The organism is Aeromicrobium sp. Sec7.5 (assembly GCF_036867135.1).
Classification (GTDB): domain Bacteria; phylum Actinomycetota; class Actinomycetes; order Propionibacteriales; family Nocardioidaceae; genus Aeromicrobium.
On the sequence record NZ_JBAJIJ010000001.1, the window covers coordinates 716,233 to 731,420 of the forward strand.

The window sequence follows — 15,188 nt, forward strand, 5'->3', positions numbered from 1 at the left end:
CACCCTCACGACACGGTCCGTCCGGTCGGTCTCGGCGGACCGTGTCGTGTGCCACAGTGGTCCACGTGACCAGCCGAGGGAGGGGGCACGTCGCCGTCGTGACGGCGGGCGCGCTCGTCATGGGGAGCCTGACGGCGTGCGCCTCCGGGGCGCGCGACGTCGACCCGGGCGAGCCCACGACCGTGCGCTGGTACGTCGACGACGCCCCCCGCTACGCGGCACTCGCCCGGACGTGCAGCGACGGCTCCGCCGGCGAGTTCCGTCTGGAGCTCGTCGAGGCGCCCTCCCACCCGACCGAGCGACGGATCGACCTGCTGCAGCGTCTCAGGACCGGCGACGAGCTCGACGTCATCGGCCTCGACACCGCCCTGGTCGCCGAGCTCGCCGCGTCCGGGTTGCTCGCCGACCTCGCCGACTCCGACGCCGACGACCTCACGGAGGGACGCACCGAGGCGTCCGTCGAGGCCGTCACCGTCGACGGCACGGTCGTCGCGGCCCCCTGGACCTACGAGCCCCAGGTGCTGTTCCACCGAGGGTCGACCGCCGAGCGAGCCGGCCTGGACATGACCGCGCCGGTCACCTGGAACCAGCTGAGCGGCGGTGCCGACCGAATCGGCGGATCCCTGCAGGTCGCGGGCACGACCACCGACTGGGTGCGGGCGCTCGTCGCCGGCGCGGCCGACGAGGAGACCGCGGATCTCGACGACCTGCTCACGGGGCTGGCGGGGGCACCGGGCGAGACCGCCGGAGGCGTCGTCCGCACCTACGCCGCGTCCGACGTCGGGCCCGGTCCCTCGCCCGACGCCGCCTCGGCGTTCGTGGCGCCGGGCGGTGCGTTCCTCGTCGGACCTGCCTCGCTCCTGCGCTTACCGGGCCTCGCGCCGGTCGTCGGGGAGCTGCAGGTCGCGCCGTACCCGCTGGCGTCGGCCTCCGCCCAGACGTCGCGCTCGCCCCTCGGCGGGACCGCGCTGGCGGTCGCCGGCACCGCCGTCGACGAGGACGTCGCCGTCGAGGCGATCACCTGCCTCACGGCGGCCCGGGCCCAGACGTCCCTGGCCACGACGACGGGGCACCTGCCCACCCTCACCGAGGCGCTCGGGTCGACCGAGGTCGCCTCGGCCTTCGGCGACGACCTCGCGGTCGTGCGGGAGGCCCTCGACGGGGGCGTCCCGGAGCCGGTCGCCGCGCAGGCCCACCTCGTGGCCGCGGCGATCGAGGCGGGATGGGCGCCCGTCACGGACGTGCGGACCACCACTCCGGCGAGCTCGGCCGGCGAGGCCCGCCGCCTGCTGGACGGTGGTCTGGCGTGAGCACGCTCGAGGTCGTCGACGCGAGCCGTCGCGCGACGCGCGGCCAGCTCGGTCGAGGGGCCCCGGGGCTCGTGCTCCTCGGCCTCGTGGTGCTGGTGCCGCTCGGCTGGCTCGCGTGGCTGTCGCTGCACGACGCCGGCCCCGGCTCGACGGGACCGTGGGTCGGTATCGACCACTACGTCGCGGTGCTCGGATCGTCGTCGTGGTGGACCGCCATCGCCACCACTGCGGTGATCACCGCAGGGCTCGTGGTCAGCCAGCTCGTGCTCGCCCTGGCGTTCGCGGTCGCTCTCTGGCACCTCTCGGTGCTGTGGTGGCCCCTGCGCTTCCTCGCCCTCGTCCCGGCCGGGATCGGGCTGGTCGTGGGCGCCGAGGCCGGTCGGGCCGCGGTCGACGGCGGATTCCTCGCGACGTGGTTCGACCTGGACGGCAGCGGCGCCTCCGCGGCCCTGGTCGGGGTCGTGCTCGGGGAGCTCTGGCGTACCACCGGGCTGGTCGTGGTGCTGGTCCACGCCGGACTGGTGCGCGTCCCGGCGCCGCTGCTCGACGCGGCCGTGGCCGACGGTGCGACCCCGTGGCAGCGGTGGCGGCGGGTGGTCTGGCCCGCGCTCACCCCCGCGCTGGTCGGCATCGTCATCTTCCGACTGCTCGACTCGTGGCGCCTGCTCGACGGTCCGTGGCTCGTGCGCGAGGAGGGCTCGTTCCGCACCACGGCCTCGGCCGTCGTCGCCGACAACGCCTTCGGCACGTTCGCGACCGGCCCGGCCGCTGCGGCCGGAGTCGTGCTGGTTGTCCTCGCCCTGCTGCTCGCCACCCTGGCGCTGGGCGTCGCGAGGCTGGTGAGGGCGCGATGACCCCCACCATCCCGTCGGTCCGCTCGAGGCTGTCGGCCGCCCTCGTCGCGTTCGTGGTCGGCTTCGGCCTGGCTAATCTTGCGATCTTCACGATCCCACCGCCGGACCAGGTCCTCTGGGTCGTGGTCGCGGGGGTCCTGATGCTCACGAGTGCCTGGGGCGTGCTGGTCGCCGACTCGCCGCGGCGGGTGTCGGTCTGGGCCGTGCTGGGCGCCGAGGCGTTCGCCGTTTTCACGCTCGTGCCGCTCCTGTGGTTGGTCGCCCTCACGACCGGTGGCGGATCGACCCCCACGTCGCTGTGGCCCGAGGTGTGGAGCGGGAGCGGGTTCCGTGAGCTGGCCGACGACGCCGTCCTGCGCGAGGCCGCGGTCCTGTCGGTCGCGGCTGCAGGTCTGGCCACGCTCCTGGCGGCGCTGCCTGCACTCGGACTCGCGCTGCTGCTGGTCCGCTCGCGCTGGCGGTTCCGCCGCTTCGTCCGCGTCGCCGCGGGCACGGCCGCACTGCTCCCCGCCGTCGCGCTCGCGGTGGGGGCGGGTGACCTCGTGCTGCGCGCCGACCTCGTCTCGTCGCCCCTGCTCCGGGTCACGATCGTCCAGCTGGCGATCGCCGTGCCGCTGGCGACCTGGGTCTTCGTGACGGCACTCCACGCGGCGCCGTGGAGCCTCGTCGAGGCCGCGCGCGTCGACGGGGCCCGGGGGCGCACCGTGCTCGTGCGCGTGCTGCTGCCCACCGTCGGCCCGGCCCTGCTCGTGGGTCTGGCGCTGACCGTCGTCGTGACCGCCCAGGACCTCGCACTCGCCACCTCCGTCACCGGGTCCCAGGCCACGACCTTGCCCGCGGCGCTGTTCGACCGGGCCCGAGATCCTGGATCCGTGGCCGTCGTCGCGGCCACGGGTCTGTGCTGGGGCGTTCCCGTCGCGGTGCTCGCCCTCGTGGCACCCCGCACCATCACCCGTCTTCTGGGAGGGTCGTACCGATGAGTTCCCTGCAGCTGCGCGGCGTCACCGTCGCCGGACCCACCGGTCCACCGCTCCTCGACGCCGTCGACCTCGACGTGGCCGACGGCGAGTCGGTCGCGGTCATCGGCCCCTCGGCGGCCGCCCGCACGGCGCTCCTGCGCACGATCGTCGGCCTGCAGGCACCCGACGAGGGCGAGATCCTGATCGACGACGTCGACGTCGCGGGTCGTGCTCCCCGCCGACGCGACGTCGCGATGGTGTTCGCCGACCATGCACTGCACCCGCGCCGCGACGTCCTGGACAACCTGACCTTCGCCGCCACGCTGCGTCGCAAGCACGACCGGGCCGAGCTGGCCGACCGCGTGGAGCAGGTCGTGGACGACCTCGCGCTGCGGGACGTGCTCGACCTGCGTCCGGACCGCCTCGGCACCGACCAGCAGCAGCGGGTGGCGATCGGGCGCAGCCTCGTGCGCGACGCCAGCGTGTGGCTCTTCGACGATCCGTTCGCGGCGCAGTCCGAGCGGGTCCGTCCGCACCTGCGGTCGGTCGTGCTGCGCTGGCAGACCGATCGCGACCGGACGTCGTTGATCACGACGTCGTCGGTCGACGAGGCGCTGAGTCTCGTCGGTCGCGTGGCGGTGCTGCACCAGGGGCGGATCCGCCAGGTCGGCTCCCCGCAGGAGCTCTACGACGACCCGGCCGACATGTTCGTCGCGGGCTACCTCGGATCGCCGCCGATGAACCTGCTGCCCGCGTTCCGCGACGGCGACCAGCTCGTCACCCCGCTCGCGACGATCCTGGTCGACGACCGGCTCGAACGCGCCATCGGCGACCGGCCGGTCGTGATCGCCGGCATCCGACCCGAGCACTGCCTCGACGCGACCCGCGGACCGGTCGACGTGGTCGGCGGGGTCGAGTTCACGACCAGGGTCGACGACGTCGAGTGGCGGGCCCGGTCGCAGTACGCGTTCCTGGGCTTCGACCTGGACCCGGCGCTCTCGGAGGTCCTCGACGAGGTCGAGGAGATGTTCGAGTTCGACCTCTTCCAGAACTTCCTCGTGGCCCAGGTGCCGACCGAGACGCCCGTGCGAGCCGGGCAGTCGTTGCACGTGGTCGTGCCGCACGCGGCCATCGCGCTGTTCGACCCGGACACGGGCGAGAACCTCACGCGGTGAGGCCGCGGCTCATCGGCGGAGCCGTGGCGGGCCTGTCGGCGCTGGCCTACGGGATGCTCGCGCTGCGCCACCACGCCCGCTTCGAGGTGCGGTCGTGGGACCTCGCGATCTTCGAACAGGCCATCGCCGGCTACGCACGGCTCGATGCGCCGATCGTCGACGTCAAGGGGCCCGGCTTCCACGTGCTGGGCGACCACTTCTCCCCGATCACGGCGCTCACCGCGCCGGTGTACCGGTTGCTCCCCGGGCCGCAGACGCTGCTGCTGGTCCAGGTGCTCCTCGTGGCCTGGGCGCTGTACGTCGTCACGGCGCTCGCGGTGCGCCGCCTCGGTGCCGTCACGGGGACGGTCCTGGGGGTGCTGTGCGCGACGTCGTTCGGGGTGCAGTCCGCGATCGACGCCGAGTTCCACGAGGTGGCCTTCGCCGCGCCGCTGCTGGCGCTGGCCGGTGCGGCCTGGGTCGAGCACCGGTACACGGCCGTCGCGGTGTGGTCCGTGCCGCTCGTGCTGGTCAAGGAGGACCTCGGCATCACGGTCATGGTCGTCGGCGCTCTCCTGTGGTGGGCCGGAGAGCGAAGGCTCGGTGGCCTGACGGCCGCCGCGGGTCTCGTGGGATTCGTCGTCGCGGTCGTCGTGGTGCTTCCGGCCTTCAACGACGCCGGGTCGTATGCCTACACCGGCAACCTCGGCGGCAACGCCGGGCTGGTCGACACAGTGCTCGCCGAGCCGGGCACCAAGCTCGGCGCGCTGCTCCTGACGCTCGCGGTCACGGGCTTCGCGGCGCTGTGGTCACGGTGGGTGCTCGTCGTCGTCCCGACGTTCCTCTGGCGGTTCGCCGGCGACGTGCCGACCTACTGGGGGATCGAGTGGCACTACTCCCTGGTGCTGATGCCGGTCGTGTTCTGCGCAGCCGTGGAGGCGGTCGAGCGGCTCCCGCGACTTCGGTGGCTCGTCCCGATCGGCGTCGGGGTCTCGGCCGTGCTCCTCGTCGGATCTCCACTGCGCGAGCTCGCCGATCCCGAGACGTATCGCGACACCCCTCGCGCCGCCGCCGCGCGGGAGGCGATCGACCTGCTCCCGGAGGGCGCCTCGGTCGAGACCGACATCGCCCTGCTCAGCCACGTCGTGACCGATCACCGGGCCTACTGGACGGGCACGATCGGCGATGTCACCCCGGAGTACGTCCTGTTCGACACGCGCGTGGGGATCGGCTCGCCCCTCGAGCCGACGACGTGGGCGCAGACCGTGCACGGCGGGCAGTGGGTCACGGTCTACGCCGACGAGGGGATCGTCCTGGCGAAGCGGGAACGCTGACCGACGTCCGTGGTGACGGACCAGCGGCCACGGACCGGGGGCCCGAGGTGCCGGTTCGGGTCAGCTGACGGTTCCCGGCCTGATGTGCGCGCAAAGTCAGCCAGAAGGGGTGTCCCGAGAGGTGTTTGCGCGCACATCTGGGGGAGGCGGTGGGCCGAGGGCCGCCTCGGCCCACCGCGTCTGGTCCATGCCGCTGGTCCGGGCACGACGGCGAGCGGTCACGTGATGGTTGGTGCGAGGTCGGCTCAGGGGTGGGTCATGCTCATGACGTCGAGAGCCGTGTCGAGCTGCTCCTCGGTGAGCTCGCCGCGCTCGACGTACCCCTCCTGGAGCACGACCTCGCGGATCGTCTTGCGCTCCTTCACGGCGATCTTGGCGACCTTGGCCGCGTTCTCGTACCCGATGTGACGGTTGAGCGGGGTGACGACCGACGGGCTCGACTCCGCGAGCTCGAGGCACCGCTCCTCGTTGGCGGTGATGCCGTCGATGCAGCGGTCGGCCAGCACGCGCGAGGCGTTGCCGATCAGGCGGATCGACTCCAGGATGTTGCGACCGATGACGGGCAGCATGACGTTGAGCTCGAACGAGCCCGACGCCCCGGCCGTGGCGATCGTGGCGTCGTTGCCGATGACCTGGGCCGCCACCATGAGCGTGGCCTCGGGCAGGACGGGATTGACCTTGCCGGGCATGATGCTCGAGCCGGGCTGCAGGTCGGGCAGGTTGATCTCGCCCAGGCCCGTGCGCGGGCCCGAGCCCATCCAGCGCAGGTCGTTGCAGATCTTGGTGAGGCTGACGGCGATGGTCCTGAGCTGGCCCGAGAGCTCGACGAGACCGTCGCGGGCGCTCTGCGCCTCGAAGTGGTCGGAGGCCTCGGTGATCGGCAGGCCGGTGCGCTCGGCGAGCAGCTCGATGACGCGCTGGGGGAAGCCGATCGGGGTGTTGATGCCCGTGCCGACCGCGGTACCGCCGAGCGGCACCTCGGCCGCGGCGGGCAGCGCGGACTCGACGCGGCCGATGCCCTTGCGGATCTGCGCCGCGTAGCCGCCGAACTCCTGGCCGAGCGTGACGGGCGTGGCGTCCATCAGGTGCGTGCGGCCGGACTTCACGACGGTCGCGAACTCGTCGGCCTTGCGCTCCAGGCTCTGCGCCAGGTGGTCGAGGGCCGGCACGAGCTCGTTCGTGGCCGAGGCGGTGGCGGCGACGTGGATCGAGGTCGGGAACACGTCGTTGCTCGACTGGGAGGCGTTGACGTGGTCGTTCGGGTGCACCTCGCGGCCCAGGGAGCGGGTGGCGAGCGTGGCCAGGACCTCGTTGGTGTTCATGTTGCTCGACGTCCCGGACCCCGTCTGGAAGACGTCGATCGGGAACTGGTCGTCGTGCGCGCCCGAGGCGACCTCGTCGGCCGCGGCGACGATGGCCTGCGCCACGTCGGTCTCGAGGATCCCGAGCTCGGCGTTCGCCGAGGCGCAGGCGGCCTTGATCTGGGCCAGGGCCTTGATCTGGGCGGACTCGATGGGCGTGCCGGAGATCGGGAAGTTCTCGACGGCGCGCTGCGTCTGGGCTCGCCAGAGGGCGTCGGCCGGGACCCGGACCTCGCCCATGGTGTCGTGCTCGATGCGGTACTCAGTCATGAGCCGCACCCTACTCACCTGTGGGGGAGTCGCCCGGAGAGGATCCAGTACGTCTCGTCGCGGCCCTGCAGGGTCACGGGCACCGCGGTGCCCGTGACGTCGTGGAGGTGCTCGGCGAACGTCCCGCGGAGCGTGCGGGAGTCGGCCATCGACCACACCGCCAGGACGCCGCCGGGGCGGAGCGCCGCGACACATCCAGCGATGAACTCGGGGCCGTAGATCGCCGCGTTGCCGGGGTGGACCAGGAAGTCCGGCCCGTTGTCGACGTCCAGGCAGATCGCGTCGAGACCGTCCGCCGGGAGCGTCCGCACGACCTCGGCGACGTCGTCCACCACGACCTCGAGCCGCGGGTCGTCGATCGGCCCGGCTCCCGCACCGTCGGCGACCGCCTGGACGACCTCGGGATGCAGCTCGGCCACGAGGACGCGGGTCGCGCCGCCGTCGATCAGGGCGCGTGCGGTGTAGCCCAGGCCCAGGCCGCCCACGAGGACCTCCCGCGCGCCCGACCGGAGCACGTGGTCGGCGAGGAGCCGCTCGGAGCTGGTCTCGACGTCGTCCATCACGAACACGCCGTTGACCCGCAGCTCGGTGGCTCCGTCGGCCCGACGGCGCACCACGACCTCGTCCATGCAGGTCACGGTAGCGAGACGGTGGCGCCTGATTGCAGGCGCGGGAGGGACACGGCCGCCAGATAGGTGCATCAGGCAACGGGTGTTTTCAGAAAGTTCGACCGAATGCGGCGATTCGCTTGCGAGTGGACTGTGGCGTGGGACACACTCTGGCACGACGTGTGACGCCGGTCACGTGCCGAGGGAGAGGTGGGATTCCGGACGTGTTGAGCGTGAAGAATCTCGAGGTCGTCTACGACGACGTCGTGCTGGCCGCCAGGGGAGTGTCCCTGGAGGTGCCCGACGGCAAGATCGTCGCCCTGCTCGGGGCCAACGGCTCCGGCAAGACCACGGTCCTGCGGGCCCTGTCCGGGATGCTCGACATCCACGAGGGCTCGATCCGCAAGGGCGGGGTCTACCTGGGCGAGGAGGACATCAGCCACCTGAGGCCCACGGCGCTCGCCAAGCGCGGCGTGCGCCACGTGCTCGAGGGCCGGCGGGTCTTCAAGGAGCTGAGCGTCGAGGAGAACCTCCGCGTCGGCGCCCACGTCGCCCGCAAGGACCTCAAGACCAACCTGGCCCGCGTCTACGACCTCTTCCCCCGCCTGCAGGAGCGTCGCTCCGGCCAGGCCGGCTACCTCTCCGGCGGCGAGCAGCAGATGCTCGCGATCGGACGCTCGATGATGTCGGACCCGCGCTTCCTGCTGCTCGACGAGCCGAGCCTGGGGCTCGCCCCGCTCGTGGTGGCGCAGATCCGCGACATCATCGTCGAGATCAACGCGCAGGGCACCGGGGTGCTGCTGGTCGAGCAGAACGCCACGATGGCCCTTCAGATCGCGCACCACGGCTACGTCGCCGAGACCGGGCGCATCGTGATGGACCGTCCTGCGGCGCAGCTGCTCGCCGACGACGACATCCGCGAGTTCTACCTCGGCCTCGGCTCCGAGGGTGACCGCACGAGCTACCGCGACCTCAAGCACTACCGACGTCGGAAGAGGTGGGCGTCATGAGCGAGCGCTCCCCCAAGCACTCCGCTGCGCTGCGTGCAGGGCGGTGCCCCCAGCGAGCGAGCAATCGGTATCCGGTCATGACGCCGACGCTTATCGTGGCGCACTTTCCCGAGGCGTGGGCGTCATGACGACCACGACGACGGCTCCCGCGGGCGGGGCGCACGCGGCGCCGCGCGAGCCGGTCCTGAAGGTCGAGGACGTCCAGCTGTCGTTCGGTCAGGTCACCGCGATCGACGGGGTGAGCTTCGAGGTCCTCCCCGACGAGCTCTTCGCGGTCATCGGCCCGAACGGTGCCGGCAAGACCTCGATCTTCAACGTCATCTCGGGCGTCTACCGACCGCAGAAGGGCCGGCTGACGCTCGACGGCAAGCGCCTGGACGGTGCCCGGCCGGCGGCGATCGCCCGTCGTGGCGTGGCCCGCACGTTCCAGAACATCGAGCTCTTCGCGAACCTCACCGTGATCGACAACCTGATGCTGGGACGGCACCAGCACATCGGCTACGGCACGCTCTCGGCACTGGCCTGGCTCGGCAAGGCCCGCCGGCAGGAGCTGATCCACCGGCGTGCGGTCGAGGAGCTCGTCGACTTCCTCGGTCTCGCCGCCTGGCGCGCGATGCCGGTCGGCCTGCTGCCCTACGGCGTGCAGAAGCGAGTCGAGCTGGGCCGGGCCCTGGCGATGGAACCGCGCCTGCTGCTGCTCGACGAGCCGGTGGCCGGCATGAACCTGGAGGAGACCGAGGACATGGCACGGTTCATCTCCGACATCCGCGGCGAGCTGGGGGTCTCGATGATCATGGTCGAGCACGACATGCCCCTGGTCATGGACCTGGCCGACCGCGTCATGGTGCTCGACTTCGGGGTTCCGGTCACCACCGGCACTCCGGCCGAGGTGCAGCGCGACCCCCGGGTCGTCGCGGCCTACCTCGGCGGCGACCTCGACCCGATCGCGGAGGCCCCGCCGGCCGGGGGCGACACCGTGACCGGCGAGGCCGAGCAGGTGCGCCCGTGACCGCCGTGCAGACGGCGCCCGACGCCGTGCACGTCGCCGACACCATCGTGACCCGGGTCCGTGACCGGGCCGTGCGCCACCCGCACGGCATCGCGATGCGCCGCAAGGAGTACGGCGTCTGGCAGGAAGTCACCTGGGCCGAGTACTGGGACCTCGTGGTCACGGTCGGGCACGGCCTGCTCGCGCTCGGCGTCGAGCCGGGCGACCGGGTCTCGATCCAGTCCGAGAACCGGCCCGAGTGGCTGATCCTCGACCTCGCCACGGTGGCCGTCCGCGGCACCACGGTTGGTCTGTACCCGACCAACCCGGCCGCCGAGGTCGGCTACCTGCTGGGCCACAGCGGCGCCAAGGTGCACCTCGCCGAGGACCAGGAGCAGCTCGACAAGGCCCTCGACATCGCGGACCAGACCCCGGACGTCCAACACCTGATCCACCTCGAGACCCGCGGGATCGTGGGCCGGTACGACGAGCCGCGGCTGCAGTCGTGGACGAGTCTCCTGGCGCTGGGGCAGCAGCACCGGGCCGCGAACCCGGGCGCCGTGGAGACGCTCATCGCCGCCGCCCAGTCCGACGACGTCATGACGCTCGTCTACACCTCGGGCACCACCGGACCGCCGAAGGGCGCCATGCTGACGCTCGCGAACTGCGCGTTCGCGATGCACTCGGTCTTCGACCAGAACAGCTTCGTCGACCCGGCGCCGGGCGAGAAGGACCTCACGCTCTCGTACCTGCCGCTGTGCCACGTCGCCGAGCGGTTCTTCAGCACGTGGTTCAACGCCGGTGCCGGCGTGCAGACGAACTTCGCCGAGTCGATCGACACGGTCCCGGCGAACCTGCGCGAGATCCAGCCGACGCTGTTCTTCGCGGTGCCGCGCATCTGGGAGAAGCTGCTCGCCACCGCGCGCATCAAGCTCGACTCGGCCACCCGGGTCAAGCGGGCCTACGCGAAGTTCTGGATGGGACAGGCCGACCGCATCGGCGCCGTGCTGGTGGAGAATGGCGGCTCCCACACGATGAGCACCCGCATCCGGTTCGCGATCGGGTGGCCGTTGTTCTTCCGGGCGCTGCAGAGCCGCCTCGGCCTGCGTCGCGTCCGCTACGCCTCGAGCGGTGCGGCGCCCATCGCGCCGGACGTGCTCCGCTTCTTCATGGGCATCGGCGTCAAGGTGCACGAGGTCTACGGCATGACCGAGAACTCGGCCGTCGCCACGGCCAACCGGCCCGGTCGGGTCAAGCTCGGCACGGTGGGCGAGCCGCTCGAGGGCGCCGAGGTGCGGCTCGACGAGGAGACCGGCGAGGTCCTGACCCGCCACCCCGCGGTGTTCGCCGGCTACTGGCGCAACCCGGAGGCCACGGCCCAGGCGGTCGACGCCGACGGCTGGCTGCACACCGGCGACGTCGGGACGTGGGTCGACGGCACGCACCTGGCCATCACCGACCGGATGAAGGACATCATCATCACCTCGGGCGGCAAGAACGTGTCGCCCTCGGAGATCGAGAACGCCCTGAAGGCCTCACCCTTCGTCAAGGAGGCCGTGGTCATCGGTGACGGCCGCAAGTTCCTGGTGGCGTTGATCGGCATCGAGCTCGACACGGTCGGCGAGTGGGCGCAGCGGCGCGGACTCGGGTTCACGACCTACGGCGACCTCACGGCCAAGCCCGAGGTGCACGCCCTCGTGAAGGGCATCGTGACCGAGGTCAACGAGCAGTTCTCGAACGTCGAGAAGATCAAGGACTTCCGGTTCCTGCCGAAGGAGCTCGATCACGAGGACGGCGAGCTCACCGCGACGCAGAAGGTCAAGCGCTCGGCGATCAACGAGCTCTTCGGCGATCTCGTCGCCGAGATGTACGGCACCAGCTCAGATGCGGGAGGACAGTCGTGACCGGGTTCCTGACAGCAGTCTCCGGGGGGCTCGGACAGGGATCGATCTACGTCCTGCTGGCCCTCGGGTTCGTCATCATCTACAAGTCGATGAAGGTCGTGAGCTTCGCCCAGCCGGCGTTCATGATGTCCGGCGCGATCCTGGTCAGCTACCTGACGCCGCGCTTCGGCTTCGCCGGGGCCGTCATCGTGGGCACGATCGCGATCGCGGTGGTCGCGCTCGCCGTCGAGCGCGTCGCGATCCGTCCGATGGTCGGCAAGGCCGTCTTCGTCATCGCGATCATCACGATCGGCGTCGACATCGTGGTGCGCGTCGTGGCCGGCGCCTTCGTCGGCACCGATCCGCTCCTGGTGGGTGACCCGTGGGGTCTGGACACCGTCTCGATCGGCGACGTGCAGGTCCAGCAGCGCCACATCGCGGCCTTCGTGGTCATGGCCGTCGTGGTGATCGCCCTGATGCTCTTCTTCCGCCTGAGCTCCACGGGCCTCGCGATGCGGGCCGCCGCGCTCGACCAGGAGGCCGCCATGGCCCAGGGCGTCAGCGTCGGCGCGGTGTTCGCCCTGTCGTGGGCGCTCGCGGGAGGCCTGGCCGCGCTGGCCGGGGTCTTCGCGGCAGCCGGGAACGCCATCGACACCAACTTCTACGTCGTGGCGCTGGCGGCGCTACCGGTGATCATCGTGGGTGGTCTGGACTCCCTGGGCGGCGCGGTCGTGGCGGGCCTGCTGGTCGGTGTCTTCGAGTCACTGGTGCGTCTGTACCACAACGACATCTTCCCGAACCTCGCCACGAACACGGGCGTCCTCGCCCCGTACGTCCTGATGGTGCTGGTCCTCCTCGTGAGGCCGCACGGACTCTTCGGCACGAAGGAGGTGGAGAGGGTATGAGCACCGTCTCCCCCGAGAAGGCCGGTGGCGCGGCCTCGCCCCGCAAGGACGACCAGGCGGCACGGCGCTCGCGCCGCGTGTGGGGTCGGCCCGACCTCTACACCTCGTACCGCCAGGACATGGCGATGCTCAACACGCGGCCGAAGCAGCTCGGCGTGCTGGCCATCGTGGTGGTGGCGGCCCTGCTCCCGTTCCTGACCTCCGACGACCTGCTCAAGATCCTCGGCACCGGCCTGGTGCTCGCGATCGGGGCGATCGGCCTGAACCTCCTGGTCGGCTACGCCGGGCAGGTCTCGCTCGGCCACGCGTTCTTCGTCGGCATCGGCGCCTACACGGCCTCGGCCATGGCCGGCGACCCGGACGGCCGGTACATCGGGTTCGGCATCGACATCGTCCCCGTGTGGATCCTCGGGGCCGGCATCGTCGCGGCCCTGGCCGGGGCCCTCATCGCCCCGATCGCCACACGGCTGCGGGGTCTGTACCTCGCGATCGTGACCCTCGGTCTCGTCGTGATCGGCGGCTACATCTTCACGGAGTGGCGTGACCTCTCCGGTGGCGCGCAGGTCGGGCGCGAGGCGCCGCAGCCGGTCATCCTCGGTTCCGACCTGACCGTCGACGGCGCCTTCACGCAGGAGCAGAAGCTCTACTGGCTGTTCCTCGTCGTCCTGGTCATCTCGGCGGTCCTGGCTCGCAACGTCGCGCGCTCGCGCGTCGGCCGGGCCCTGGCCGCGGTCCGCGACCGTGACGTCGCGGCCGGCGTGATGGGCGTCGAGCTGGGGCGCTACAAGCTCATCGCGTTCGTGCTCTCGTCGTTCTTCGCGGGTGTCTGCGGCTCGTTGCTCTTCGTCGCCAACGGTGTCTTCGGCCCGGAACGCTTCACGCTGCTGCTGTCGGTGCAGTTCATCGCGATGGTGCTGATCGGTGGGGTCGCCACCGTGTCGGGCTCGATCATGGGCGCGATGCTCATCGCGCTCCTGCCGCGCATCTCCGCCGAGCTGCCCTCGTTCCTGCCGTTCATCACGTCGGCCGCCAACGAGCACCCGAACATCTTCGAGGTCGAGATCGCGCTCTACGGGGCGCTGATCGTGATCTTCCTGCTGTTCGAGCCCCGAGGTCTCTTCGGGATCTGGGTCCGCATCCGGACCTACTGGAAAAGCTTCCCCTTCTCCTACTGAGTCGGGGCGAGTCAAAGATGGAGGAATCTGCATGAACCGAACAATCCGACGGCTCTCCGTGGCTGCCGTGGTCTCGGCCCTCGTCCTGACCGCCTGCGGGCGCGGGGACGACGACAGCGCCGGTGGTGACGGCTCGGTCGGCCCCGGCGTGACCGAGGAGCCGTGTCCCGACGCGGTCGACGAGAGCAAGGGCTGCATCTACCTGGGCACGATCAGCGACCTGACCGGTGCCTTCAAGGGCGTCGGCGTGCCGCTGACCGCAGGCGGTGCGGCGTTCTGGGACTACGTCAACGAGAACGGCGGCGTCGGCGGCTACGAGGTCAACGTGGGCGAGTTCGTCCGCGACAACGCCTACAACCCCGAGACGCACCAGCAGGTGTACTCCGAGATCAAGGACGAGGTCCTGGCCATGGCCCAGTCCCTCGGCACCGTGGCCACGGAGTCGATGCTGATGGACTCCGACGCCGAGGAGCTCGTCGTGGTCCCCGCGACGCTCGGTTCGAACTGGTACTTCGAGGACCGGGTCCTCGAGATCGGCACGAGCTACTGCGCCGAGGCCATGAACGCCGTCGACTACGGCGTCGACGAGCTCGCGGCCGACAGCATCGCCGCGGTGCACTTCCCCGGTGACTACGGCGACGACGCGATGGTCGGTGCCCGGATCGCGGCCGAGGAGCGCGGTGTGGAGTTCACCGACATCCAGACCGGTCCCGGCGCCGATCAGCAGGCGGCAGCCGTCAAGGCGGTCGTCGACTCCGGTGCCGACCTCGTCGTCATCTCGACGGGTCCGCTCGAGGTCGCCGCTGTCGTGGGTGGCGCGGTGCAGGCCGGCTTCAAGGGCAAGTTCGTGGGTTCGATCCCGACGTGGAACGCGGCGCTGCTGCAGTCCCCGGCCGGCCCGGCCCTCGAGGCGTCCTTCCTGTGGGCCACGTCGTTCCCGCTCTGGGACACCGACAGCGCCGGCTTCGAGGCCATGCGCGCCGCGAACGGCGACCAGACGCCGAACGACTACTTCGCGCTCGGCTGGACCGGTGGCTACATCATGAAGGCGGCGCTGGAGCAGGCCATCGAGAACGACGACCTGACGCGTGCAGGTCTGCTCGAGGCCGCGAAGTCGCTCGACGGGGTCGACAGTGAGGGGATGCTGCCGGAGGGCAGTGCCAACTACTCCGGCGACGCCAACGACGCCGCGGTCCGCGCCACGCAGTTCGGCGTGCCGCAGGCCGGCGCCAGCACGGGCATCGCGCCGTCGGTCGACTTCTTCACGGGTCCGACCGCCGAGGACTACGACTTCCAGGAGGCCTGCTACCTCCAGAAGTAGCTCCACCCAGTGAGCGGCGAGCCAGCCACCTTTCAGGTCTCCTGATCGGTGGCTGG

At 71.3% G+C, this 15,188-nt stretch carries 13 protein-coding genes; 11 read left to right on the plus strand and 2 right to left on the minus strand.

What is annotated here, in order from left to right:
- Window positions 1-65: 65 nt before the first annotated feature.
- Genes V6S66_RS03685 through V6S66_RS03705 form a run of 5 tightly spaced genes read left to right on the plus strand, consistent with a single transcriptional unit; the run spans window position 66 to window position 5,611 of the window.
- The gene (locus V6S66_RS03685; protein WP_334205409.1) at window positions 66-1,310 is read left to right on the plus strand and encodes an extracellular solute-binding protein; all 1,245 of its coding nucleotides are present in this window, start codon (window positions 66-68) and stop codon (window positions 1,308-1,310) included.
- Window positions 1,307-2,164, plus strand: coding sequence for a carbohydrate ABC transporter permease (locus V6S66_RS03690; protein WP_334205410.1), 858 nt, complete (start codon window positions 1,307-1,309; stop codon window positions 2,162-2,164). Before V6S66_RS03685 ends, V6S66_RS03690 begins: the two co-directional genes overlap by 4 nt.
- Complete coding sequence (locus tag V6S66_RS03695) at window positions 2,161-3,144, plus strand: ABC transporter permease subunit (protein ID WP_334205411.1); 984 nt, start codon at window positions 2,161-2,163, stop codon at window positions 3,142-3,144. The genes V6S66_RS03690 and V6S66_RS03695 overlap by 4 nt, the downstream gene beginning before the upstream one ends.
- Window positions 3,141-4,298, plus strand: coding sequence for an ABC transporter ATP-binding protein (locus V6S66_RS03700; RefSeq protein ID WP_334205412.1), 1,158 nt, complete (start codon window positions 3,141-3,143; stop codon window positions 4,296-4,298). The genes V6S66_RS03695 and V6S66_RS03700 overlap by 4 nt, the downstream gene beginning before the upstream one ends.
- Window positions 4,295-5,611 (plus strand): DUF2079 domain-containing protein, encoded by a 1,317-nt coding sequence (locus V6S66_RS03705; RefSeq protein WP_334205413.1) that lies wholly within the window; start codon window positions 4,295-4,297, stop codon window positions 5,609-5,611. Before V6S66_RS03700 ends, V6S66_RS03705 begins: the two co-directional genes overlap by 4 nt.
- A gap of 245 nt (window positions 5,612-5,856) precedes the next feature.
- Here V6S66_RS03705 and V6S66_RS03710 read toward each other — a convergent pair whose 3' ends face one another.
- Window positions 5,857-7,242 carry a class II fumarate hydratase gene (locus V6S66_RS03710; RefSeq protein ID WP_334205414.1) on the minus strand — a complete coding sequence of 462 codons (1,386 nt, stop codon included), beginning with the start codon at window positions 7,240-7,242 and terminating at the stop codon, window positions 5,857-5,859.
- Between the two features lie 14 nt (window positions 7,243-7,256).
- On the minus strand, window positions 7,257-7,871 hold the full coding sequence (locus tag V6S66_RS03715; protein WP_334205415.1) for a hypothetical protein: 615 nt from the start codon (window positions 7,869-7,871) through the stop codon (window positions 7,257-7,259).
- 212 nt (window positions 7,872-8,083) lie between these two features.
- On the opposite strand from V6S66_RS03715, the gene V6S66_RS03720 reads away from it, so the two are divergent.
- The 6 genes from V6S66_RS03720 to V6S66_RS03745 all read left to right on the plus strand — a co-directional run bounded on the left by V6S66_RS03720 (window position 8,084) and on the right by V6S66_RS03745 (window position 15,132).
- Window positions 8,084-8,860, plus strand: a complete 777-nt coding sequence (locus tag V6S66_RS03720; RefSeq protein ID WP_442885888.1) for an ABC transporter ATP-binding protein — start codon at window positions 8,084-8,086, stop codon at window positions 8,858-8,860.
- 124 nt (window positions 8,861-8,984) lie between these two features.
- A complete protein-coding gene (locus tag V6S66_RS03725; protein ID WP_334205417.1) occupies window positions 8,985-9,869 on the plus strand; it encodes an ABC transporter ATP-binding protein in 885 nt (294 codons plus the stop codon).
- Complete coding sequence (locus tag V6S66_RS03730; protein WP_334205418.1) at window positions 9,866-11,752, plus strand: AMP-dependent synthetase/ligase; 1,887 nt, start codon at window positions 9,866-9,868, stop codon at window positions 11,750-11,752. Before V6S66_RS03725 ends, V6S66_RS03730 begins: the two co-directional genes overlap by 4 nt.
- Window positions 11,749-12,636 (plus strand): branched-chain amino acid ABC transporter permease, encoded by an 888-nt coding sequence (locus tag V6S66_RS03735; RefSeq protein WP_334205419.1) that lies wholly within the window; start codon window positions 11,749-11,751, stop codon window positions 12,634-12,636. The genes V6S66_RS03730 and V6S66_RS03735 overlap by 4 nt, the downstream gene beginning before the upstream one ends.
- Window positions 12,633-13,811: a branched-chain amino acid ABC transporter permease gene (locus V6S66_RS03740; RefSeq protein ID WP_334205420.1), complete on the plus strand. Its 1,179-nt coding sequence runs from the start codon at window positions 12,633-12,635 to the stop codon at window positions 13,809-13,811. The genes V6S66_RS03735 and V6S66_RS03740 overlap by 4 nt, the downstream gene beginning before the upstream one ends.
- A gap of 31 nt (window positions 13,812-13,842) precedes the next feature.
- Window positions 13,843-15,132 carry an ABC transporter substrate-binding protein gene (locus V6S66_RS03745; RefSeq protein WP_334205421.1) on the plus strand — a complete coding sequence of 430 codons (1,290 nt, stop codon included), beginning with the start codon at window positions 13,843-13,845 and terminating at the stop codon, window positions 15,130-15,132.
- The last annotated feature ends 56 nt before the right edge of the window (window positions 15,133-15,188 follow it).